Raw genomic sequence first — 24387 nt, forward strand, 5'->3', positions numbered from 1 at the left:
ATGAGTTGCTCACGCGCCGCAAAAAATGTGCTGCAGGCTACCGATCAATTGTGCAACCCGGCCATCGGCCAGGGAGTAAAACACTTGTTGTGATTCTTTACGGGCTTTGATCAGTTGATGCGTTCTCAGCAGCGTTAAATGCTGTGAGAATGCCGACTGACTGAGTGATGAATTTTTCTGAAGTTGCCCGACACCAATCTCACCCTGCGTCAGTTGGCACAACACCATCAAGCGCTCCGGGTGCGCCATAATGCGCAGCAGCTCAGAGACTTCAGACGCACTGGATTTCATCTGCTCTATATCAACCATTGCCATCACTCCCCCTCAAAGAGACCAATCTCAAAACCACTTAAATCAGATAATACTAATAAACATAAATTAGTCAAAACTTATTTAGACAAATCAATATTAGACTTATCTAAATAATGGTTCTATAGTAACAACAGTTTATTGACGGAGGAAACGGTCATGACAGTCGACAATGGCGTTCGAGTAGTGGCAGGGGCAATGGTGTTACTCTCTGTGATATTAACCACACTGGTGCATCCTAATTTCATCTGGTTAACCGTATTTATCGGTGCAAACCTTATACAAAGTGCTTACACAGGCATCTGTCCGGCAGCTTACATGCTGAAAAAGCTTGGTTTTAAATAGTACGCCCAGTGTAAACTGTCAGTTGGGCTAAAAATTGGAGTGAAATGATGACTAAAATTGTGATTATCGGCGGCGTCGCGGGTGGTGCATCGGCCGCAGCCCGTGCGCGCCGTTTAAGTGAAGAAGCACAGATCATCATGTTTGAACGCGGCGAGTTTGTTTCATTCGCCAACTGTGGCTTGCCTTACCATATCGGCGGCGATATTCAGGACAGAAGCAAACTGCTGCTGCAAACCCCAGAAAGCTTCCTGGCACGCTTTAATGTCGATGTGCGGGTGATGAATGAAGTCATTGCCATCAACCGCCAGGACAAAACAGTGACAGTAAAAAACCTGCTCGATGACAGTGAATACACAGAAAGCTACGACTTTCTGCTGCTCAGCCCGGGGGCAGCCCCGGTAGTACCCCAAATTCCGGGCATCAATAACCCGCTGACCCATTCACTGCGTAACATTCCGGATATGGATCGCATCATTAAAACCCTGCAGATGAATAAGCCAGAGCACGCGACCGTGGTCGGAGGCGGCTTCATCGGCCTGGAGATGATGGAAGCATTCCAGCAACTGGGCATTAAAACGACCCTGCTTGAGATGGCTGACCAGGTGATGACACCGGTCGACCGTGAGATGGCCGGTTTTGTCCATGCTGAAATCCGTGACCAAGGCATCGACCTCAAACTGGGCACCGCACTCAGCGCGGTCGAGTACGTGCCGAATGACCACATCGCCAGCTTTGGTGCGGGCGAAAGCGATGAACACCAACACCTTGAAGGTGAGCTGAAATTGTCTCTCAGCAATGGTGAAACCCTGACCACAGATATTCTAATCATGGCCATCGGTGTCAAACCGGAAACTCGCCTGGCGCAGCTAGCAGGGCTGGAAATCGGTCAGTTGGGCGGCATCAAAATCAATGCCATGATGCAGACCAGCGATCCGAGTATCTACGCCGTCGGCGATGCAGTCGAAGAAACGGATTTCGTGACCGGCCAACCGACTCTGGTTCCCCTCGCCGGTCCTGCCAACCGTCAGGGCCGTATGGCCGCCGACAACATGTTGGGACGCAGCGAAAGCTATCAGGGCACACAAGGCACCGCAATTTGTAAAGTATTCGACCTGGCGGTCGCTTCCACCGGCAAAAATGAGAAGCAGCTTAAACGTGACGGTATCACTTATGAAAAAGTGTATGTCCACACCGCGAGCCACGCCAGTTACTACCCTGGCGCGGAAACCGTGTCACTCAAGCTGCTGTTTGATCCGCAAAACGGCAAAATTTTCGGCGCTCAGGCGGTCGGTAAAGATGGCGTGGATAAACGCATTGATATTCTCGCGGTCGCCCAGCGCGCCGGGATGACCGTCGAGCAACTGCAACATCTGGAACTGACCTACGCGCCACCTTACGGCAGCGCAAAAGATGTCATCAACCAGGCCGCCTCTGTTGCCACCAACCTGATCAAAGGTGACGGCAAAGCGATTCATTTTGATGAAATCGACAACCTGACTGAAGATCAATTGCTGCTGGATGTGCGCAATCCGGGCGAACTGAGCAATGTCGGCTACCTGCCGGGCGCGGTCAATATCCCGGTCGACCAGCTGCGCCAGCGCATGCACGAATTGCCGAAAGATAAAGAGATCATCATCTATTGTCAGGTCGGCCTGCGCGGCAACGTGGCTTACCGCCAACTGGTCAATAACGGATACCAAGCGCGCAACCTGATTGGCGGTTACCGCACCTATAAATTTGCCACTGCCTGATCAGTAGTCCTGCAAATACAAAAATGCCAGCGTTCGCGCTGGCATTTTTAATCCAGACAAACAACCTCACCTGGCATCGGCCCCGGCACTGCCAGCTTGAGCCACTGATACAGCAGATCGATGTTTTGCCGTTTAGCGCTGCCTTTCGGCCACACCAGATAATAACTTTCTCCGGTAGATACCGCTTCCTTAAATGGCAATGTCAGCAGCCCCGCTTCAATCGCTTTCAGGCTGAGTAACAAATCACCGACTGAGATACCGTGACCACTGATGGCGGCCAGATTGCCTTGCTCGAGTGTGTCAAACACCTTGCCCTGATTGAGATTGAGAGATTTAACCTGACCGGTACGGGCAATCCAGCGCCGCCAGTCACGGCGGTCCGTGGTCGGGTGAATCAGTTCGCAACGGGTCAGATCCTGCTGCGCTGCAGTGAGTAGATCCGGAGCACAAACCGGGATCAACCATTCAGCGAACAGTGGCAGACATTCGGTATTGGCGCCAAAACTGCCCTGACCGAGCAAAATCGCGCAATCATAAGGTTCACGGACAAAATCGACCGTGTCGACATCCATCCACACACTGGCAGTTTCAATCAGCGGCGCCGAGTGCTGCGCACGAAAACGACTCAACACATCCAGCAGCCAGCTCATGGTCAGTGTCGACGGCGCTTTCAGGCGCAGCTTGCGATTGTTGTGACCAAAGTGATAACAGGCATTTTCCAGGCTCTGGAATCCTTCAGCCAGTTGGGTTGCCAGCGTATTGCCAGCCGGTGTGATGGTGACTTTCGGGCCGTGACGCTGAAACAGCTCACATTCAAACCACTCTTCCAGTGTGCGCACATGGCGGCTGACCGCGCCTGGCGTTACGTTGAGCAGTTGTGCGGCTTTAGAAAACGAGCCTAAACGGGCTGCCGCTTCAAATGCGCGCAGCGCGTACAGTGGAGGTAAGGTCACTGCAATCATCCATTGTGAGTTTAACTCACAATAATATACAGATTTTTCCGTTTTTCACCAATGGACTGATTGAGGATAATCAGCCCATTAATTCCCAAGCCGAATCGTACTCACACTTGATAATCGTGAGTGCTGCTCATACAGATGTGCTCATAAAAAGTACGCCCGGCCCGATTCAGTCACAGGAAACCACGCCCGATGAACCTTTCTTTGCTCGCCAGTTACAGCCTGGCCGTGTTGCTTTTAATTCTCAGCCCCGGCCCTGTAGTGGCTTTAATCACCTCTACCGCGGCACGTCATGGTCAGCGCAAAGCATTTATGACCATGCTTGGCACCAATGGCGCGTCACTGCTGTTGCTGACCACCGCGGTATTAATGCTGGCTGGCGTGGTTCATTTGTCTCCCGCTTACCTGTACTTACTGGGTATTCTCGGCTCGCTGTACATTGGCTATACCGCCATCAGTGACTTGCTGGCAATGATAGACAATGCAGGCGCCCGGAACGCAGCAGCCACACATCCGGCCAGGCAAAACGCTCACCGTAGCGGCTTGGTCAAAGGCTTTGTGATTGGCATTGCGAACCCGAAAGACATCCTGTTTTTTGTCTCGTTTTTTCCACAGTTCATTGCCGTGACACACAATTTCTCCACCAGCGTGATGACGCTGTCAGCAATCTGGGTGCTGTTTGATCTGACCATTCTGTCGCTGTATATCCTCGGCGCAAAATGGTGGACGCAAGCCTTCAGCTCACGCTGGATTGAAGGGTTATGTGCCGGATTCTTATTGCTGGTAGCTGGCGGCGGCGTGATATATAACTCGCAGCAGTTACTCGGGTGATGGAATTTACACAGGTGATAGTATTCGCCGGGCAGATTACAGGCGTTACCTGAGCCTAAAACCTAAAAATTCGTCCTGAGTCCTGAATTTGCCGTTCTAGTATAAATGAGCTGTATCCTTCCCATCGGTCTACAGGGCAAGCATGAGATAAAGTGATACCGACAGGGCTTAACTCGATTAATGAGATTTCATATTGAAAATATTTCTAGGCTGGTACCAAGCCCTAAGAACTTGGAGCACGTTTTGCTGGTACTATTTCACTCAACCTCTCTATCCATTCTGTACAAAAATCCAGATATGCTCGTACCAGTGATGAAGGATGTTTATGATGGGCATAAACTAAGTGGACGGGGAGCTTCTGCGTAGCGATACCGGGTAAAACTTGTATAAGCTCACCGCTTTCCAGCCATGGTCTGGCTGAAAAATTCATGTATTCCCAAGCAGACTATTCCCAAGCACCAGTAACGCCTTTTTGACATTTTCTGTCTAGTAAAGAATCTTTCCCCGATTGCTGCAGCCAACTCACACAAACAGAATATAATCCTGTAAAATTCCCACTAAAACTATCAGGACTTTATATTTTGAGATATAACGCTTTCAACTCTTTACAGCAAATACACTACCTTTTGCATATGAACACTGATTTGAGGTAACACATGTCCATTTCACTCAAAAAAGAGCTCAGATTCGAGCAAAAAACCTTTGTCATTACCGCTCCATTTTTTCTGCTTACTTTTGTTTACATGGTTGCTTTTGGCTTTGAATGGACAGATTTGATAATCAATATTGGCTTAACCGTACTGATTGGCGTGTTAAACAAGCCAAAGTTTCGCCATATCATCTCGTACCTGCTGTATGGATATGTGGCGCTTCATATCGATCAATCCTCTGGCCTGACCATGCTTCATTTCGAGGTATTTATCCTGCTTGGTATGATGCTTTTGTTTAATGACTGGCTAATGGTTCTGAATAATCTGATTGCTGCTGCCATTCATCACTTGCTGTTTTTCTGGCTGCAGAATAATGGCTTCCCTGTTTATATTTTTGAGCCCAACGCACCGTTTATGATGGTGATTGAGCATTGTCTTTTTGCTACTCTTCAAGCCTCTGTATCTATGTACGGCTGCTATACACGAAGCCTGAGTATCAAACGCCTTGATTACGTTGAGGAAAAAATAAAAGAAATCGTACAAAAAGATAACCTCAACTTAAAAGTCACACTTCGGTCAGACGATGATTTTTGTCGAAAATTCAACCTGATAATCGAGAAATTTCAAGAGACTACCGCACTCAACAAACAAACTATCACTGATCTGCAATCGCTGACACATAACTTCATTGCTACGACCCACAGTATCAGTGATGAGATACAAGAGAATCTCGCGCACACGCATCAAATGGCCAAAATGATGGATACCATAAATACGGCGGTTGCGCAGGTCGACACTAATAGTAATCAGTGCAATGAAAATATTACGCTATCAACCAAGATGAATCATGAGATGTCGGATATTTCATCCGATACCGTCAATGCAGCGTCCCACCTGGCAGAAAAAATTGCCGATACTGGGCAAAATATTACCCGGGTTGCGGCAGACATCAGTAACATCCATAGCATTCTGCAAACGATTAACGATATTTCAGAACAAACCAATCTTTTGGCGCTGAATGCTTCTATTGAAGCTGCGCGTGCCGGAGAAGCAGGAAGAGGATTTGCGGTGGTCGCCGATGAGGTGAGGAACCTGTCACTAAGAACCAATACCAGCGTCGAACAAATTGGCAAGACGCTGACGGCACTTGATAAAAACATTAAGTCATCGACTGAGAGTATGCAAAGTGTCGAAGACTATTCCGCCGCACTTCAAGCACAAGCGGAGAAAATCCATACCATTGTCGCCGAAAATAACGCTAATATGGGTGAGACTGCGGCGATGATGAACGAAATCACAACCGCCCTTTCCCAGCAAAGTTTAAGTATTGAAAATGCCCATATGAATATGGCTAAAGTAGGTCAATCTGCTGAAAAAATGGCATTAAGTGCAAAACAGCAACAAGATGCGACCAATAAACTCCAAGTATCAACGCAGACTCTCGGCGAGTTGAGCAGGCAGTTTGTGATTTGAGCGGCTTTTACTCTGTGATTGTATTGAGTAGCCCCAAACTAAGCTGGGGCTATTTCATTCAGGTTCAACGGTCAGTTAATGTCAGCCCGTGCTCTCATACATCAACTCGTCCGTTGTCTGGTATGTGGTATTCCGTATTTATCCGCAGGCCATACCAGATGAAAAAGAGTGTATAACCATTCACTTCTTGATCAACTTCGCTAAATCAGCAAACGGTTTGCAGGTCATGCCCTGATTAAACCTAAAAATGCCAAGGCGCGACATACAATCCCACCCAAAGAGGTTTCTGTAGATAAAACTTTCGCACTAAGACTCAGGAATGTACTTCCTTTAACACCTCTTTCAAAGCAAACATCCCGTTCAGCGCCGCCGGGAAGCCCGCGTAACCTGACATCTGGATAATCACCTCTTTCAATTCCTCTTCCGTGCACCCGACATTCAGTGCCGCGTGTAAGTGAACCTTTAACTGCGGCGCGCAGTTGCCCATCGCGGTTAACGCAGCCACAGTCGCGATTTCACGAGTTTTGAGATCCAGACCCGGGCGTGAGTAAATATCACCGAACGGATACTCGATGGTGTAGCGGGCAAGATCCGGACAAATGTCCTGCAGGCTTTCAATTACCTTCTGCCCGGCTTCTCCGTCGATCTTAGTCAGTTGTTGCAGTCCGCGCTCAAATCGTGTGGTGTCCATTAAGGTCTTCTCCTGTGGTTAACGACACAGGCACCTTACAAGTTAGAGTGAACTCTAAGTCAAGACACTTTTCCGTTTTTGTATAATTCGATTTTGGCTTCCAGCGCTAACAGATGCTGAGTCTGCTGCTCGATATGCTGTTGCAGCGCTGTGCGGTGCTGCTCCAAAAGATGCTGCCGCTCACCGACTGTGGCTGCGCCCTGATCACGATAATTGGTATACTCAAGGATGCCTTCCAGCGGCATGCCGGTCTCTTTCAGGCGGATGATAAAGGTTATCCAGTCGATATCTTTGGCAGTGTAGCTCCGGTGTCCGCTTGCGTCGCGCCGGATGTTTTTCAGCAGACCGATTTTTTCATAATAACGCAGGGTATGCGGCGACAGCCCGACCTGATGCGAGAACTGTTTCATGTTCATCATGGCTTTCCTTCAGCATTGAAAAAAAATATGCACAGTAAACACTGTGCATAACAAAGAGTAATCTTCACTGCAGCAAATAAACACCGCCGTGTCGCTCGGAGCTGTCATCAGGAATGGTCGTTATCCATCACACAGGCCACTGCTCACCCAAATCCCACAACAGACCCGCGGCCGCGGCCAGGCCCTGCTCCGCCACATCCACCAGCAGGTGTTCATCCGGAGCATGTTGCTTACAGGATGGATACGAATGCGGCATCCATACCGTCGGCAATGCCAACACTTCAGCAAAACAGTGATTCGGAATGGTGCCACCCAGATTTGGTAAAACGGTGACTGGTTGCTGCAGTGAACGCTGCATCGACTCACGGGCAAACCCGACCCATGGATGGTTCGGATCCAGTCGGGTGGCGTTGTAACCGCCTTCCAGGATCACATCGATATCTTCAAAGCCGGCTGCCGCCAGATAAGCCCTCAGGTTCGGGATCAGGTTTTGCCAGTCCGTACCCGGCACCATCCGTAAATGACACACCGCTTCTGCAGTTTGCGGAATCGCACCAATCGGCTGAGCAACATTGCCTGCACCCAGCGCAATCACTTCCAGTGTATTACAACCAAACAGGCGCTCACCATCAGTTAAATGGCTTTCGCCCCAGTGCGGGTTGAGCTCAGGATCGCCCGCCTGACCGCCGACCGGCAGTTGCTGCATCATGCTGGCGGTAAGCCCTTCCGGTTGCGGCGCTTTCAGTGGCTCAGCCAGGATCCGGCCGTTGGCCGAAACCAGAATCGCCAGCGCATGCTGCAGGCGGATCGCCGAGTTGGTAATGATGCCGCCCCAGTTACCGGAATGGCGGTCACCGTTCCCGGTATGACAACGCAGACGAAACTGACACACGCCACGCGAGCCTAAAAACAAGGTCGGCGTGCTGGCGTTAAGGCGCGGGCCATCCGAGGCGAGAAACAGATCGGCAGCCAGTTTATCTTTCTGTTCGCGGCAGAACTGCTCAAGGCCGATGGAACCCACTTCTTCGCTCATCTCAAACAGGATTTTGACGTTGTAACCCAGTTTGCCGCCACGTGCGTCAAGCACCGCTTGCAGCGCCATCAGGTTAATGGTGTGCTGGCCTTTGTTATCCGCGGTGCCGCGGCCAAACAGCTGGTTACCAGATTGGGTCAGTTGCCACGGATGCGTACCCGCCTGCCAAAGCTCAGCCTGACCATTGGTTACATCGCCGTGACCGTACAGCAGTAAAGTCGGTAAAGCGTCAGCTTCCATTCGCTCGGCAATCATCAGCGGTGGCTTACCGTCTACCGGATTAGGATAAAACTCGGTTGCAAAACCCAGTGAGGCAAACAGCGGCGCCATTTCATCGGTCAGATAAGCCGATAACTGCGCAGCGGCATCCGGGTTCTGACTTTCAGTCTGCATCGCCACGCGACGCGCCAGTGTGTCAAAGAACTGTCCGTTATGAATGGATTGTGTTGCCGCGTGAATCGCCTGCTCGCGTCCTGAAGTCTTGCTCATCTGCTTTACCTATATGTTAACACTCGATTTCTTATCTCGGATTAGCTTAAGATGAGCTTACCGTTGCAACAATTATTAATAATGCAATTAAACGTTATAAAAAATAGAAAGCAAACATGCACGACATCACTCTTAAATACTTTCACGCTGTCGCTAAGACAGGCTCACTCTCCGCGGCATCGGACGAACTGCATGTCGCCGTTTCGGCCATCAGCCGCCAGATCACCCAGCTGGAAGAGCATTTGCAGGTCAATCTGTTCGAGCGCAAGCCGCGCGGCATGGCACTGACACCGGCCGGTGACATTCTCTATACTTATTCGCTGCGCTCAGCACTTGAGCTCAGTAACGTCGTGACCGAAATGAAAGGGCTTAACAGCGTTCAGCAACAAACCATCACTCTGGCCTGCCCCGAAGGGTTAGCGTGGGACTTTGTGCCCTACGTAACGGCGTTGTTCCATCAACAGCATCCGCAGGTAATTTTCTCACTGCGCGTAGTTGACTCAGGCAAAGCCTCGCAGTTGGTCAAAGAAGGAGCAGTCGATGCGGCGCTGACATTCAGTCTGCAACCCGAACAAGGGGTTGAAGTCGCGCTACAGGTGCACTCTCCGGTATGCGCCCTGTTATCCGCCAGTCATCCGCTGGCGCTGCGCAACCAGCTCAGCGTCCACGATCTGACTGGTTTTCCGTTAGCTTTTTCTGACTCCGGCACCACGCTCAATTATCTATTCGAACTCGCTTGTCATATCGAAGGGGTCAAAATCGTACCCGCGATGACCACCAATGCGATGGGCGCCATTTACACCTATACCAAGGAAAACCCTCACGCGATTGCGCTGTGCAGTGATATGGCGGTCAAACGCCGCGCGCAGCATGACGGCCTGGTGCTGCTACCGATGCGCGAACCCTCGCTCGCTCAGCGCAGTATTCAGCTCCAGGTGATGTCACACCGGAGGCAACCAGATCTGGTCACCCAGTTTATTCTGTTCCTGACCCGGATGTTGCAACAACAATCTGGCAGTAACGGATAGCAGTCGCTCAGTAACGGAGAGCGATCTACCAGCAACAAACCGTGGCCACCCAGCCACGGATAGACAGACAGCCAGCCAGCCAGCCAGCCAGCCAGCCAGCCAGGTAAATTGTGCCCTGAAACGAGACGCGAGCTTTCTAATTAAAGCAACAATGCGTTAAAAAATGAATAATTGTGTAAAAGGTTATCGAACCCTACTATCCCATAAACGGAATGATTCATTTAATGTCAGGGAGACTCAGTGTCAGACAGCGAACTCACCCTTGATGGTGCGCCTCATGCGCAGCATCAACCATCAGATAAAAAACTGTATAAACTGATCATCGCATCATCGATTGGTAATGCGCTGGAATGGTTTGACCTTATTGCTTACGCCTTTTTTGCCGCGACCATTTCCAAACTGTTCTTTCCGACCGACGACCCAACGCTGTCGCTGATGCTAGCGATGTTTACTTTTGCGATGTCGTATCTGATCCGGCCGATTGGTGCGCTGGTGATTGGTAGCTACGCCGACAAGGCCGGACGTAAGTCAGCCATGCTGCTGACCATCTGGCTGATGATGGCCGGCACATTTTTGATTGCCGTGATGCCAACCTACGATAGCATCGGCCTTTGGGCGCCGTGCGGTATTTTGCTGGCCCGCCTGCTGCAAGGCTTTTCGGCCGGCGGCGAATTTGGCAGTGCAACGGCGATGCTGGTTGAGCAATACCCGCAGCGGAAAGGGTTTATTTCCAGCTTTATGTTTGCCAGCCAAGGCGTGAGCGGCCTGCTGGGCGCAGGCTTTGGTCTGGTGTTAACCGCCTTGCTGACCACCCAGCAGCTTGAAGACTGGGGCTGGCGTATTCCGTTCTTTTTCGGACTGCTGATTGGCCCGGTCGGTTTGTATATCCGTCGCCATATTGAAGAAGCGGGTGAATTTACCGAGAAAGAGCACGTTAAAGTGCCGGTGGCAGAGCTTTTCAAAACGCACAAGCGTGGCATTGTTTACAATATTGGCGCGATGATGCTGTCGACTTCCGTCACCTATTCGATCATCTTTATGCCGACTTATGCGACCAAGTTTTTAGGTCTGAGCGGTTCAATCGGCTACGGGGGCACTCTGATCAGCTACGCGGTATTAACTGTGCTGACTCCCTTTATCGGTAATCTGTCGGATCGTATTGGCCGTACCCGCCTGATGATGATCGCAACTGGTCTGTTCTTTGTCAGTGTCTATCCGGCGTTTGTGTTCCTATCCGGCAATGCTACTCTGATGGCGCTGGCTACGGTACTGTTCTGGCTCAGCATTCTTAAGTCGTTGTATTTCGGCGGCCTGCCGGCTCTGATGTCTGAGATGTTCCCGACTCAGGTGCGGGCGACCGGTATGGCGCTGAGCTACAACATTGCCACCACGGTATTTGGCAGCTTTACTCCGGCCCTGTTGGTGTGGTCGATCAGTGCGAGCGGCGATCTGCTGGCACCGAGTTACTATATGCTGTTCACCTGCTGTGTCAGCGCCATTACCCTGCTGGCGATTCGCAAACATTTCCGTATTCGCTAATCGCACTACCTAAAGTCGAGAGTAACTCACCATACATTCATCTCACGAAACTTATCTCTACAAAAACAAAGCCAGCGCAAACACGCTGGCTTTGTTTTTTTCGGTCGAAATCAATCGGTCAATCGGTCAATCGGATCTCTACCCGCTCCTTGCCTTTACCGACGTTCTTACGTTTAAGGGCAATCCTACCCACTTCTGATGTACGGCGCAGATGGGTTCCGCCACAAGGAACCTGGGCGAATCCCGCGACTTTCCAAAACCGACGTTCAACCAGAGGATCGGAAAACTGACTTTCGATAGCCAGATCAGCATCAATCAATTGCTGTGCCTCGGCCCGAATGTCGTTCAGCAATGGCGTGATACTGTGCGGACAGGCAAAATCAATCCGGCTTTTATCGGCTGAAATATGAGCGCCAATTTTATCGAAATCAGCAAAACGCTGCATGAAGATTTCAAGTACCACTTCAGCCGCAAAATGTAACTTCATCAACGCATAACGTCTTGGCCAGTCAATTACGGTCACAACCTTGTCACCGACAGTAAAGGTCGGCTGCGACGCTAGCTGATAAATAATCCGCCTGCCGGATTTACTTGCCTTAACCACATCGATACCGCCGATGGTGCCCTGGTCACTCTCCTGACCACCGGATTCTGCATAAAAAATGGTGTGTGACAGCTCTACTTCACTACCGTCCACCCGCGACACATGCGAGGTGAGCTCAGCTAAATAGGGATTGGTCCAGAATACCTTTTCTGTCATGGTAACGTCCTTTTGCCCAAAAAACAGACTACAATCAATACGATAAAACATGCACCTAATTTCATCATTTCGAGAATAAAACCCGATGTAATCACACAAGCTTAGCAATATCTGTTGCTTTTGCTGCGCACAGGCGTGAATGGAAAGTAGATAATATTGCAAAAGTGTTAAGTTGTTCATTTTGGTTAATTAGTCGATAATCAGTTAATTATTCCAACCAAAATCAAATAATTAGAAATATCCACCATTTACTGGTTAAAGGGTTGCCACGTTATAGGGTATACGTTTATAACGGCGCCACACAGGAGAGATTAACTCTCCGGAACTTACTGTCAGCCAGGACTGAGTATGTCATTCGCCGCTACCACAATTTGTCTGTTGCACCGTTGCAAACAAGCGATTGCGTCTGATCGGCTCCTCCTGCTCTCACTGGGTCTATTACACCGGGGCTGACAGGCTATTTTATTTTTCTGTCGGTCGAAGTTGCTGGCAGAGACGCCTCCACGCTCACTCAGCAGCCGCTTCCCATCCGACATATTGAGGAAGAGTATGTTAAGTGCACGCAACATTGCCGCTTTGGGCTTTATGACCTTCGCCATGTATTTAGGCGCGGGCAACCTTATTTTCCCACCATTTTTGGGCTATCAGGCCGGTGAACATCTGTTTCAGGGCATGGCTGGCTTTTTGCTGGCAGGCGTAGGTTTACCTGCCTTTGCTCTGGTCATCGTCGCGCTGGTCGGCGGCTCTGATAACCTGACTTCTGTACTGCCACGCCCGATTGCGACCACTTTCTGGATTCTGGTATTTATCGTAATTGGTCCGGCGTTCGTGGTACCTCGCGCCATTACCGTCGCTTACCAGTTCGGCATCAGCCCGTTCTTTGGTGACAGCGCCCTGATCCCGTTCTCTGTTCTGTTCTGTATCGCAGCGATTCTGTTCTCGCTCTATCCAGGCAAACTGATTGACACGCTGGGCAAATGGCTGACGCCGGCTCTGCTGACGATTCTGGTTGTGATGTCTGTGGTCGCTCTGCTGTTCCCTGCCCATGAAATTGGCACGGCAACCGGCACCTACGTCAATAACGCGTTCTCTGAAGGTATCACACAGGGTTACATGACCATGGATGCTCTGGGTTCGATTGGCTTTGGCTGGGTTATCTTCCGCGCGATTCAAAGCATGGGCGTCAGCCAGCCGAAAGCGATTGCCAAATACACCCTGATTGCAGCCGGTATGTACGCGGTGGCGATGGCCTTAGTCTACATTGCGCTGGCCTACATCGGTGCAACCAGCGCTGGCGGTGCAACCACGTTCACCAACGGCGGCGATATTCTGACAGCCTTCACGACCATGCACTTTGGTGTGTTCGGTACGGTTCTGCTGGGCGCGGTCATGGTTCTGGCCTGTCTGACCACCATCATTGGTGTAACGACAGCCGGTAGTGAGTTCTACAGCAAAACGTTCCCGTCAGTCTCTTACCGTAACAGCGTGATTGTCAGCATGGTGATCGCTGCTCTGGTGGCTAACGTGGGCCTGGAACAGCTTCTGAAAATCACCCTGCCAGCGGTTGTGGCACTGCACCCGATCGCGATCGCACTGCTGCTGATTGCGCCGCTCAAGCGCTTCATTTCCGTATCCGGCGTACTGGTGACCGTAGCCACTGCACTGATCTTTGGCAGCCTGGATGCATTGCACATCCTGGGCAGCATGCCTGAACAAGCGGACTCAACTCTGACCAAGTGGCTGCCGCTGTACAGCTACTACGCGGGTTGGATTGTCCCAACCATCGTCGTTCTCGCTGCGGCAATTCGCCTGCACAAATTCACTGCGCAGTCCCGCTTAGCAACAGAGCGTTGATTGCGATACTCACACAGGCTCAGTTATTCTGCTGAGCCTGTTCGTGATAGAAACAACAAAGCGCAAAGGAGCCTAATGGCTCCTTTCTAATATTATAGCCGTAGTGATTTTTATACTCTGTACTTCATGAAAAATAATCCTTAGCACTTAATATAAAAGTTAAAGAAAATAGTAACCACCAAAAATTTAAATGGGTATTATTTTATATTTTTAAAATCAAAAACACACAATTTATTTTCTTGTGTCAACCCACATGGAAAATAGCCTGTACAGATCACATCATAAAACCTTTCTAACAAGCTATTTTCATCAAAACCAATTATATATCTTTGAATAGATAACATTTTCATTATATAGTATAAATCATCTATTACTTCGAAGTAAAAGTCCTCACTTTTATTGTTTATTTTTTTTACTTTTTTCTTTCTATATTTTACCATTAAATCACTAAATATCTTAGTTCGATACTGAGTAACATCATTTATATAATTCTCGGCCTCATCATAACTTTCATTTAAAGAAAACTTAGAAACTTCATCTTCAATTCTATCTTGAAAAACCACAAAACCACTTGGAACACTCTGAGAATAAAATAATTTTAGAGCCATATCTTGATCATAAATCGGAACTTGATCATCTTTTAAATATTCATGACTATCGAATATCTCATTATTACATATTTTTAAAATTGGCTCTTTAATGAATTCACCACTTAATTTATGCATATCAATTTCCTAAAACATTATTCCATAGTTTCAATGCTACTTGATTACCCTCTTCTCCACCATTACGAGAAAGATCTTTAGATCTTATTGGTAAACCATTTTGCATTTCTTGTTTGGCTACACTCTGTATGTTAGCAACTTGCCTCTTAATATCCTCAACACTTCTATTACAATCTATTTTATCTAAGGCATTTTTTATCGCTTTAGTGTAACCATTGTGATTACCTTGGTGTCTTGCCATAGCACTTGACATATCATCCGCTTTTCGTAAAAAAATACCATTTTCTGGAGCATCAATATCGTACTCTATCTTTTTAAGAATAGGATGGTCATTCAGCTGCTTAGGTATAACATGATGAGCTTGGTAACCTGCCCATTTAGTAGATCTAGGTAGTCCCATCGATTCCATCATATTTTTACCGAGTTTTGTTGAACACCCAGTCAACCCCAGCGGGTCCACCCACTCCATCGGGTTGTGGACGTACGCCTGAGGGCGCAAGCCACCCAGCATTCCTATTGGGTCTGAGCTGAGGTATTGGCCGCTATCCGCATCATAGTAGCGGTTGAGGTTGTAGTAAAGGCCGGACTCTTTATCTTCTAACTGACCTTGATAGCGCAGATCACACTGTACCGGATCGTTAGCGGCATCCTCAAATAACTGTTTGATATTGCTTTGCAATGTCTGATGGTGACCTTGCCATAAACCTTGCTCACCACGCCAGACAATTTCACCATGTTCTGAACACAGCTCTCTGGGTGTGCCTGCGTGGTCGGTCACCACATAGTGCAGCTTTTCCGTCTGTAATTGATGGTGAGTGTTGACCTGTGCCACCGGCCGGAATGAACCGGGCTCATAGATGTATTCGGTACTTTTCAGCGCCTCGCCATTGGCGGTTTTCAGCGTTTGCTGGATGACCTGCGCGCCGTCGTACAGATAATGCACCTGCTGACTGGCTTGTGCGCCGCGCTCACACTCTTTGGCAACCCGACGCCCGAAAGCATCATAGCGGTAACGCCAGCGCTCACCATTGGGCCGTTCAATCCGGATTAGCCGGTCGTGCTCATCCCAACTGAAGTTCGTTGCCTGCGGACGGAAGCCATCTTTACGTTCCACTTTCTGAATCGCACGGCCACATTCATCGTAGTGGTAAGTAAAACGCCCGACCTGAACCACACGCCCCGCGTTATCATACTGACGGGCGGCTTTGTTTAACGCAGCCTGGCTGATGGGCACCACAGTATCGGTATAGTGTATAGCGCTGGCCGTTTCATTTAAGTTCAGTTCGCTGTCATAGCCAAACAAGGTGACAAACTGATGCTGGCTGCCTTTTTGCGGCGTATGGGTACGGCTGGTTATCTGACCGTTGCGGTTCAACTCAAACCGCTCACTGCCCCAGTGGCTGTCATCAATACCGACTAAACGATCAAGCTTGTCGTAGTGATATTCTCTGAGCGCATCCGGCATACCCGTCAGGGTTTTGCTGCCCAGACGCTGGGCCTGCAGGCGTCCTCTGTCATCCCAGTCGTGATGTAGGTGGAACCCCTGCCCATTAAGGCGCTGTTGCTCCAGCCCCATCGGAGTGTACGCAAAGTTAAGCGCTTGGTGGTCACCAACCTGTAACCCGGCCAGCTGACCCTGCTGCCATTGGTATTGGCGCAGTGTGTGTGTCCCGCTGAGTTGCTGGCGATATCCTGCTTTATCGTATTGGTGTGTCAGCGCGACCCCACCCAGGCATTCCTGAAGCAGTTGCCCGCCGGGGCTGTACTCCATCACGACATCAATGTCGCCATTTTCTGCGCTGATTAAACGCCCTGCGTCGTCGTATTCATACCAGGTACGTCCGGTCTGCTCGCCAAGCGGATTCAAGCTGTGATTTTCGACCAGCTGACCATCGGCATTGTAGCGGTACGTTAAGGCATGCTGGTTGGGTTTAATGTGTTCAACCAGCCTACCGGCTGAGTCATAACGGTACGATTCAGTACGGCCGTCGTAATGACGTTCGGTATGAATTCGGCCACATTCATCAAACTCATAACGCCATTGATGCCCCTGGCTGTTGGTCACACCGGCAAATTCAGCCATCGGGTTGTAATGATATTGGGTAACGGCACCCATCGGGTCCGTCGCGGTCAGCAATTTATCAAATGCGCCATAGCTAAACGCCGAAGCGTTACCCATCGCATCCGTGACCTTAGTCAGATTGCCTTCAATGTCATACTGGAAACTGGCGTGCGTGCCATCCTCGTACACCACTTGCGCAGGTATACGCTTCGTGTCTTCATACCGCCAGCGGCGGGTTTGGCCGCCTATGGTCCGCGCCGATAAACGCCCTAAAGCGTCATAAGTGAAGGTCACCGCCTCGCCCATCTCGGGGCGCAGGCCAATCAGACGCCCAATATCATCATAGTCATAATGTACGGCAAGACCGTCAGGCCCACGGCTTAGTGTACGTAAGCCATGCTCGTTGTACTCATACTCCCATTGGTGACCATCCGGGTCAGTAACCGACTGCAGTGTACCGGCAGAATGGTAATCCAGCAGCCAGCTTGCCCCGAGAGGGTTAATATAAGCCGTCAGTTGCCCGCTTTCGTTATACTGATATTGATGCGCAATACCGGAAGGCAATGTCACCGAGGTGAGATTACCGAGTTCGTCGTGCGTGTATTCAGTGCGTTCACCGTTCGGATTGACAATCGCCGACAGCAGCTCACCTTGCCATTCTTGTAATGTCTCTGCGCCATCCGCCGCCACGACCTTAACTGCGCGGTTACGTTCATCCAGGTGATACTGAATCACGCCACCAAAGGCATCACGGTGGTAAGTAATATGGCGCTCATCGTCGTAACGCACTTTATCCCACCAGAAATCGCCCGAACAGCGGGTAGCGATTGCCCGGCCCTGCTGGTCAAAATCATGCTCAACCCAGGTATGGGCTAAATCATTCCAGCGAGTTAAGTAACCTTTATCATCATAGTGATAGTCAAAGTTACGACCCGGAGCCGCTCTCACTGCCGTCAGCCAACCCTTGCGGTCATATTGGTAAGTGACCAGGGTTTCCAACATCTTATCTTGCGAACTAAACAACACCAGAGCATCAACCCGGCGCTGTTGTGATTTGACTTTAATGTAACGTCCGTCAGGCAGCACAACGGCTTTCAGTATGTCTCTGTCGTAGAGAAACTCGATCTGATGACCGAACGCATCCCCCAGCGCACTGAGTTTTAATGCGTTCCCCTCAGCATGCCCAAAACGATATTGCATGCCCGACACATGGGTCAGAGTCAGATCGAACCCGTCACGTTGTAATGTCCAGCCGGGTTTCCTAATCGATCGGGTACGCTCCTGCTGATCCGCAGGCAATACAAACAAGGCTCTGGAATGGTCGTAATCCACAAACTCGACTTGTTCATCCTGAATCTCAAGCGCGATATCCCAGTTGGTACGCCATAGTGAGCCAAGAATGCCGGAGGTGCGTTCACCGGTTGACTGATAATAGCGGGTCAGTTCAAGCGCCAGCAGACCGTCGACACTAAAGTCTGTGCGCTGCTCAAACATTTTACCAGTGTTCAGATCGATAGGTTCAGTACCACACTCGTTGGTGCAGTTAGTGTTCTGTTTTGCATCCCGGCTTTGGGTATCGTTCGCACTTTGCTCATGACTGCCCGATTTTTGCTCAGGTTCCAGCCGCTGCGCAGGTTTTGCCGTCCCGGCGTTCATCGGCTGAGCGTCCCGGAGTGTATTTTTACGTGCCGGCGTACCGGAAACCCGGGTAACGACTTTGCTGATAAATTCATTCACCTGAGTAATCAGCCAGTCAACCATGGCATCCACTTTCTTAGCCAGCGTATCCATGGCGTTAATCAAGCCAAGGAAGGCATCTTTAGCTAACCGGATGATCCAGCTGTTGCTCTGGCTTACCAGGCGTTCTAAGCCTGCAATGATGTCTTCGAGCAATTGTATCGCTTTTGCACCGCACTCTTTCAGCGTGCTGGCTATCCCTGAAAGGTACTGCACGATATTGCCGTTAGACAGGCTGCGAATCATCTTGATCGCCAGTTGAATCGCTCGTGAATCCGATTTCTTTAACGCATCGATGATCGCCATACCGGTTTTCTTGGCCGCATCACCCAAGCCCGGAACAAAACCAATCGCCACCAGCGCACCTTCGCCCCAGTGCCAGTTATCGAGGTTATCACCTTCATAAGTGCGCCAGCCCCAATCGCCCAGGTCATAGAGATCCAGAGCCTGCCCGACCACAGGAACAAAGCCCAACGCAATTTGGCAAAACAGCAGAATGGCGCTGTTGTCCTGAGCCCGGCCGGCAATTTCTCCCGCCAGGCTGCTGTGCATTTTATTGACGGCCTGGCGCAGCGATATCGGGCCATTATTTATTTGCTCAGACAACTCCCAGAAGCGGTCATACGCACTTTCGTATTCATCCGGTACAAACCAGGTATCACGATCCACATCCACATGTTCATCACTGCTGTCATCCGCATCGTATACCAGGCAGCCTTCTTTCCTTAGCAGGGTAAACAGCGCAAAATATTCACCAGCCAACACCGCGTATTCCGGGTTGTCCTGCAAGACGGGGTTATTTTGCCATTTGGGTTGCGGCTCAAATTCATCGCTGCCTTCACCCAACATCAGGTCATAGGCTCCACATCCCATGTTCTGCACTTTAAACATGCCGTTGGCGTCAGTCTTCCCCGTAATCTCTGCCTGATTACTGTCTGTCAGTACAAACGAGGCATCGCTGATCGGCTGGCCATCATCGTAATGGTAATGCACAAACACTTCACAACCACACTCGACGCAGCCTCCGTCGATAACGTTGTCCGTTTGAAAGTTTTGTTTAGCCGCTTGAGCGCTCGATAATAATTCAGTTTGCTTACCCTGACTCATGATTCTGTCGCGTCCTCGCCTACAGCATTCACCGCTTCGGCCAATAATCGGTCCATACGACTCTTATCGCCGATGACCTGTGGAGATTGAAGAATGGACTGTGCCCAATCTGACTGATGAAACTGCTCACCCAGCAGCAACGAAATACTCAAATACACCACCACGTCGGCTTGTTGATAGAAGCCGAGTTGATGAGCGCTGTTCACATTACGCAGCAGGTACTGGTTGAACGTTTCGTCATCCCAGTTCTGGGTTTGCGGATGATGTTGATAGAGGTGGGTGCGATATTGCTGATACACATGACGATCTCCCCACGCGCTTAATGCCTGATATTGTCGTTCAGATAAACGATTCGGCATGACCATGGGTCTCGTTTGGCGCGGGGCGCTCATTTCCCGGACCGCGACTGCATCGTTACCCGCCTGCCAGTAAGCCACACGTTTCAAAGGCCCCTGTAAATCGGATAAGTGCGCCGGATCTGTTGAGCGCCATAACACATTAAAAATGTCCCAGTCCGTCAGGCGCATCAATACTTGCTGATCGTCAGGTAACACCACCAATGTCCAGGCGCGGAAATGTTTTTGAATCAAATCGATCTGATGGTCAGTGGTCAGCGACTGAAAATCATCATGCAGCTGCACAGCAATCCCCCAGTGAGCAACATGCGTGATGTTTTGCTCGGCCCGGAAAAAGCATTCAAGCGGTAGCAAAAAGGGAGAAATAGACGAATTTTGTTGACCCATTTCATCCCAGTAGAGGCGACGCTGGGCAAACTTTTCTTCAGGGACAGCACTTAACAGCGATTCATTCACCGCTGCCTCCGCCATTAAATACCAGCCCGGCTGTGCCAGCAAAGTCTGCAACTCTTGTTTGGTAATGGTTTGCGTCCCTTTCAGGTGCTCGTTCATGGTATCAATCTCGCCTTCCCTTCAATCCCTAACCAGCCCGCTGTTCGATAGGCGCTCATGTCTTCCTGATGCGCAAGGTAGAAATCGTAAAAATGACCAATGGCATCACGTAAAGAATAAAAACTCATCAGACGAATGAATTCCGGATGTTCATCAAAGCGATCGGCAATGTAAAACCGATACAGGGCATAGGTTTCCCGCTCCAATGACGTTGCTAAGTTGTAGCGCTGTCGGGCTAACGCCAATCCTTCATGAAATCGCAGGCGAACCATACTTTGTGGCAACAGCCATGCGTAATCTGGCGCTAGACGGCGAAATAGTTCATCCACCAGGCTTTCAATGCGTTGCGGATATAAAAACTGTTCATGTTGCGCCGCAGTCAGTTGCAGCGGATAAACCGAAGCGGCTTGAGGGTCGTCTTCATATGGCAGTTCTGGCCACTGAAATAATGACAAATCAATCGCATCACTGCGCTGGCAGAAAGCGATGGATTCATGTTTGCCTTTAAACTTTTGTTTTTGCGCTGGCGTAAGAATGTCGTACCAAAGGGGAAAAGCCGCAATATCGTAAAAACGCAACATCATTGAGCGTTGATTTTTGTCCCAAAAGTAAACCCAGTTCTGCCAGTGACGCTGCACCTCTGCCAGTGAACCATCATATACTCCGATAAAACCGAATCGCTCCGGGGCTTCCAGATGCTCACATAGCCAGTAATAAAGCGTCTCTCCGGGATTACCATCACTGACCGAGATCAGCACAGGTGATCCCTCTTCCAGGTACGCAAGTGGAGTACCTGAAAGTAAGTAATACCATTCTACATCACGTCGGTTTTTCATCGTGTCCCAGAATTCCCTGCCTTGCGTAAACTGGACTTGATCAAACAGTAAATACACTTGCTTGCCTTGCGCCTGAGACAACAAGGGAAACAGCGAGTTAGGATGTCTGGGAATAGGTGAAAATAAGCTCACTGACGTTTGTTCCATTAAAACTCATGCACGATTTCGTAACGCTCTTTCAGAATCATTTCATCCTGGCGTTTAATTTCTTCCGCAGGCTCTTTAACAAATCGGTTTACGCCTTCAATTTTGCATTCACTGCGCGGGCGATAACCCAAAGGCTCTTTACAGAAAACAATGTCCCGCACAAAGCGTTCGCCCCAGGGTGACAGCGCGGGAAACTTAACGCCTTGGGCAACGAGTTTTTCCTTGATGGTTAACATCGTCCGATAGGCTTCTGACTTTGGATCCAATTCACGCAGTTGGAATTCGACATTATATGCAACCGATTCACCTGAAGGGCTGACAAAATGTCCATTGGCACCATGATCGAGTAAATAAAGCGCATTTTTAAACTGAACCATTAGCATGTCGAAAATAGGTGGCTCTTGCTTTTCATTAAGCGCATTGACATCGGCGCCGTATTTCACCAACACAGGTAATGAATTAGATTCGTCAATATTGTGAGAGTGGAATATCAGCGCATCTCCTTCCTCCTTCAGATTTGGATCCATTCCTGCCTGCAGCAGCGCCTCTAAACTTTTTGCATCCGGATGCCACATCGCAATATAACCTGCGTTGCCTTGCTCCGGCACATCAATAGCAGGATCACTGCCCAGTTCCATCAACGCCTTGATGGACTCAGGTTTATCAGCGATCACCGCATACACCAGCAAAGTCACTCCGTGCTCACCCAGAGCGTTTATATCGTCCAACTGACCAGCCAGTTGCTTTACCCGGACAATATCATCGCGATCAACCGCCTTGGCGACTTCGAGCATAGAGCCGGAAAACAGCGCTTTAGGCTTTACCTTACTGTTCATACTTTTCATGTTCCCGGCTCCAATCACCCCAAGTAAAACCAACACACCAATAACCAGCCCCGTTTTGCTCATCGCAGTTAAAACTCATGCACGATTTCGTAACGCTCTTTCAGAATTATTTCATCCTGGCGTTTAATTTCTTGCGAAGGCTCACTGGTAAACTCATTAAAACCTACTATCTTGCATTCGCTACGCGGGCGATATCCCGAAGGCTCTTTGCAAAACACAATGTCACGCACGAAGCGCTCGCCCCAGGGTGACAACGCGGGAAACTTAACGCCTTGGGCAACGAGTTTTTCCTTTATGGTTAACATTGTCTGATAGCCTTCTGAATTGGGCGATAACTCACGTAATTGAAAATCGACCAAATAGGCCACCGATTCACCTGAAGGGCTTACAAAATGTCCATCAGCACCATGGTCGAGCAAATACAGTGCATTTTTAAACCGAACCATTAGCATGTCGAAAATAGGCGGTTCTTGCTTTTCATTCAGCGCATTAACATCAGCTCCATATTTCACCAGCATCGGTAACGAGTCTGATTCTTCCATATTGTGAGAGTGAAAGATTAAAGGTCGCTTACCGTTCTTGATATTTGGATCCATTCCTGCCTGCAGCAGCGCCTCTAAACTTTTTGCATCCGGATGCCACATCGCAATATAACCTGCGTTGCCTTGCTCCGGCACATCAATAGCAGGATCACTGCCCAGTTCCATCAACGCCTTGATGGACTCAGGTTTATCCGCGATCACCGCATACACCAGCAAAGTCACTCCGTGCTCACCCACAGCATTAATATCGTCCAACTGACCAGCCAGTTGCTTTACCCGGGCAATATCATCGCGATCAACCGCTTTGGCGACTTCGAGCATCGGGCCGGAAAACAGCTCTTTAGGCTTTACCTTACTGTTCATACTTTTCATGTCTCCGGCTCCAATCGCTCCAAGTAAAACCAACACACCAATAACCAGCCCTGTTTTGCTCATCGCAGTTAAAACTGGTGCTCGATTCCGTAACGCTCTTTCAGAATCATTTCATCCTGGCGTTTAATTTCTTCCGCAGGCTCTTTAACAAATCGGTTAGCGCCTTCAATTTTGCATTCACTGCGCGGACGATAGCCCGAAGGCTCTTTGCAAAACACAATGTCCCGTACGAAGCGTTCGCCCCATGGTGACAGCGCGGGAAACTTAACCCCTTGGGCAATGAGTTTTTGCTTTATTTCTGTCATGACCTGATAAACCGCAGATTTCTCATCGATGCGTTTCATTCTCAACTCATAAGAATAAGCAACCGAAACACCACTAGGACTGACCGCACTGCCATCAGCACCATGCTCTAACAGAAACAATGCATTTTTGGGTTGCGCTCTGATCATATCAAATATCGGTGTTTCGCCTTTTTCATTCAGAGAATTAACATCGGCACCGTATTTCACCAGTACAGGTAATGAATTGGATTCGTCAATATTGTGAGAGTGGAATATCAGCGCATCACCTTCTTCCTTCAGATTTGGATCCATTCCTGCCTGCAGCAGCGCCTCTAAACTTTTTGCATCCGGATGCCACATCGCAATATAACCTGCGTTGCCTTGCTCCGGCACATCAATAGCAGGATCACTGCCCAGTTCCATTAACACCTTGATGGACTTAGGTTTATCAGCGATCACGGCATACACCAGCAAAGTCACTCCGTGCTCACCCAATGCATTAATATCATCCAACTGAGAAGCCAAGTGCTTTACCCGGGCAATATCATCACGGTCAACCGCTTTGGCGACTTCGAGCATCGGGCCGGAAAACAGGTCCTGCGGGTTAATTTTATTACTCACTTTGGTCATAGCTCCTTTTGCGACTAATGCGAACACTATCACGACGACGACAATTATTATCCATTTAATC

20 protein-coding genes are annotated in these 24387 nt (G+C 49.5%); 7 read left to right on the forward strand and 13 right to left on the reverse strand.

All coding sequences use genetic code 11. The features are described 5' to 3' along the window. Positions 1–9: 9 nt before the first annotated feature. Positions 10–315 (reverse strand): metalloregulator ArsR/SmtB family transcription factor, encoded by a 306-nt coding sequence (locus tag J0X00_RS05345; RefSeq protein ID WP_282476550.1) that lies wholly within the window; start codon positions 313–315, stop codon positions 10–12. 153 nt (positions 316–468) lie between these two features. Between J0X00_RS05345 and J0X00_RS05350 the strand changes: the two genes are divergently transcribed. Both J0X00_RS05350 and J0X00_RS05355 read left to right on the forward strand, forming a co-directional pair. Then, entirely contained in the window at positions 469–654 is a 186-nt protein-coding gene (locus tag J0X00_RS05350) for a DUF2892 domain-containing protein (protein WP_282476551.1), read from the forward strand. Positions 655–701: 47 nt separating this feature from the next. Further along, the gene (locus J0X00_RS05355; RefSeq protein ID WP_282477005.1) at positions 702–2405 is read left to right on the forward strand and encodes an FAD-dependent oxidoreductase; all 1704 of its coding nucleotides are present in this window, start codon (positions 702–704) and stop codon (positions 2403–2405) included. Positions 2406–2452: 47 nt separating this feature from the next. Here the strand turns inward: J0X00_RS05355 and J0X00_RS05360 are convergent, their stop codons facing one another. Then, positions 2453–3358, reverse strand: a complete 906-nt coding sequence (locus J0X00_RS05360) for a LysR substrate-binding domain-containing protein (RefSeq protein ID WP_282476552.1) — start codon at positions 3356–3358, stop codon at positions 2453–2455. Positions 3359–3556: 198 nt separating this feature from the next. Between J0X00_RS05360 and J0X00_RS05365 the strand changes: the two genes are divergently transcribed. Together J0X00_RS05365 and J0X00_RS05370 are read left to right on the forward strand one after the other, a co-directional pair. After that, a complete protein-coding gene (locus J0X00_RS05365; protein ID WP_282476553.1) occupies positions 3557–4195 on the forward strand; it encodes a LysE family translocator in 639 nt (212 codons plus the stop codon). Positions 4196–4851: 656 nt separating this feature from the next. Continuing rightward, on the forward strand, positions 4852–6318 hold the full coding sequence (locus J0X00_RS05370; RefSeq protein ID WP_282476554.1) for a methyl-accepting chemotaxis protein: 1467 nt from the start codon (positions 4852–4854) through the stop codon (positions 6316–6318). A 313-nt stretch (positions 6319–6631) separates the two neighbouring features. On the opposite strand, the gene J0X00_RS05375 is transcribed toward J0X00_RS05370, so the two are convergent. The 3 genes from J0X00_RS05375 to J0X00_RS05385 all read right to left on the reverse strand — a co-directional run bounded on the left by J0X00_RS05375 (position 6632) and on the right by J0X00_RS05385 (position 8950). After that, a complete protein-coding gene (locus J0X00_RS05375; protein ID WP_282476555.1) occupies positions 6632–7009 on the reverse strand; it encodes a carboxymuconolactone decarboxylase family protein in 378 nt (125 codons plus the stop codon). 59 nt (positions 7010–7068) lie between these two features. Then, positions 7069–7425: a MerR family transcriptional regulator gene (locus J0X00_RS05380; protein ID WP_282477006.1), complete on the reverse strand. Its 357-nt coding sequence runs from the start codon at positions 7423–7425 to the stop codon at positions 7069–7071. Between the two features lie 130 nt (positions 7426–7555). After that, entirely contained in the window at positions 7556–8950 is a 1395-nt protein-coding gene (locus tag J0X00_RS05385; protein WP_218561971.1) for a M20 family metallopeptidase, read from the reverse strand. Positions 8951–9066: 116 nt separating this feature from the next. Between J0X00_RS05385 and J0X00_RS05390 the strand changes: the two genes are divergently transcribed. Continuing rightward, positions 9067–9978, forward strand: a complete 912-nt coding sequence (locus J0X00_RS05390) for a LysR family transcriptional regulator (RefSeq protein ID WP_282476556.1) — start codon at positions 9067–9069, stop codon at positions 9976–9978. Between the two features lie 240 nt (positions 9979–10218). Next, entirely contained in the window at positions 10219–11517 is a 1299-nt protein-coding gene (locus tag J0X00_RS05395) for an MFS transporter (protein ID WP_218561973.1), read from the forward strand. 118 nt (positions 11518–11635) lie between these two features. Here J0X00_RS05395 and J0X00_RS05400 read toward each other — a convergent pair whose 3' ends face one another. Then, positions 11636–12328: an alanyl-tRNA editing protein gene (locus J0X00_RS05400; protein WP_282476557.1), complete on the reverse strand. Its 693-nt coding sequence runs from the start codon at positions 12326–12328 to the stop codon at positions 11636–11638. Positions 12329–12826: 498 nt separating this feature from the next. On the opposite strand from J0X00_RS05400, the gene brnQ reads away from it, so the two are divergent. After that, a complete protein-coding gene (brnQ, locus tag J0X00_RS05405; RefSeq protein WP_282476558.1) occupies positions 12827–14131 on the forward strand; it encodes a branched-chain amino acid transport system II carrier protein in 1305 nt (434 codons plus the stop codon). A 197-nt stretch (positions 14132–14328) separates the two neighbouring features. Here brnQ and J0X00_RS05410 read toward each other — a convergent pair whose 3' ends face one another. The 7 genes from J0X00_RS05410 to J0X00_RS05440 all read right to left on the reverse strand — a co-directional run bounded on the left by J0X00_RS05410 (position 14329) and on the right by J0X00_RS05440 (position 24317). Beyond that, entirely contained in the window at positions 14329–14856 is a 528-nt protein-coding gene (locus J0X00_RS05410; protein WP_282476559.1) for a hypothetical protein, read from the reverse strand. 1 nt (position 14857) lies between these two features. Beyond that, complete coding sequence (locus tag J0X00_RS05415; protein ID WP_282476560.1) at positions 14858–19762, reverse strand: AHH domain-containing protein; 4905 nt, start codon at positions 19760–19762, stop codon at positions 14858–14860. Next, positions 19759–20670 (reverse strand): DUF4123 domain-containing protein, encoded by a 912-nt coding sequence (locus J0X00_RS05420; RefSeq protein WP_282476561.1) that lies wholly within the window; start codon positions 20668–20670, stop codon positions 19759–19761. Before J0X00_RS05420 ends, J0X00_RS05415 begins: the two co-directional genes overlap by 4 nt. Then, a complete protein-coding gene (locus J0X00_RS05425; RefSeq protein WP_282476562.1) occupies positions 20667–21653 on the reverse strand; it encodes a DUF4123 domain-containing protein in 987 nt (328 codons plus the stop codon). Before J0X00_RS05425 ends, J0X00_RS05420 begins: the two co-directional genes overlap by 4 nt. Then, positions 21653–22447, reverse strand: a complete 795-nt coding sequence (locus J0X00_RS05430) for an ankyrin repeat domain-containing protein (protein WP_282476563.1) — start codon at positions 22445–22447, stop codon at positions 21653–21655. Before J0X00_RS05430 ends, J0X00_RS05425 begins: the two co-directional genes overlap by 1 nt. A 119-nt stretch (positions 22448–22566) precedes the next feature. Beyond that, entirely contained in the window at positions 22567–23475 is a 909-nt protein-coding gene (locus J0X00_RS05435; protein ID WP_282476564.1) for an ankyrin repeat domain-containing protein, read from the reverse strand. A gap of 5 nt (positions 23476–23480) precedes the next feature. Next, positions 23481–24317: an ankyrin repeat domain-containing protein gene (locus tag J0X00_RS05440; protein ID WP_282476565.1), complete on the reverse strand. Its 837-nt coding sequence runs from the start codon at positions 24315–24317 to the stop codon at positions 23481–23483. Between the last annotated feature and the right edge of the window lie 70 nt (positions 24318–24387).

The sequence above is a fragment of the Vibrio sp. ABG19 genome, from assembly GCF_029962385.1.
GTDB lineage: Bacteria > Pseudomonadota > Gammaproteobacteria > Enterobacterales > Vibrionaceae > Vibrio > Vibrio ostreae.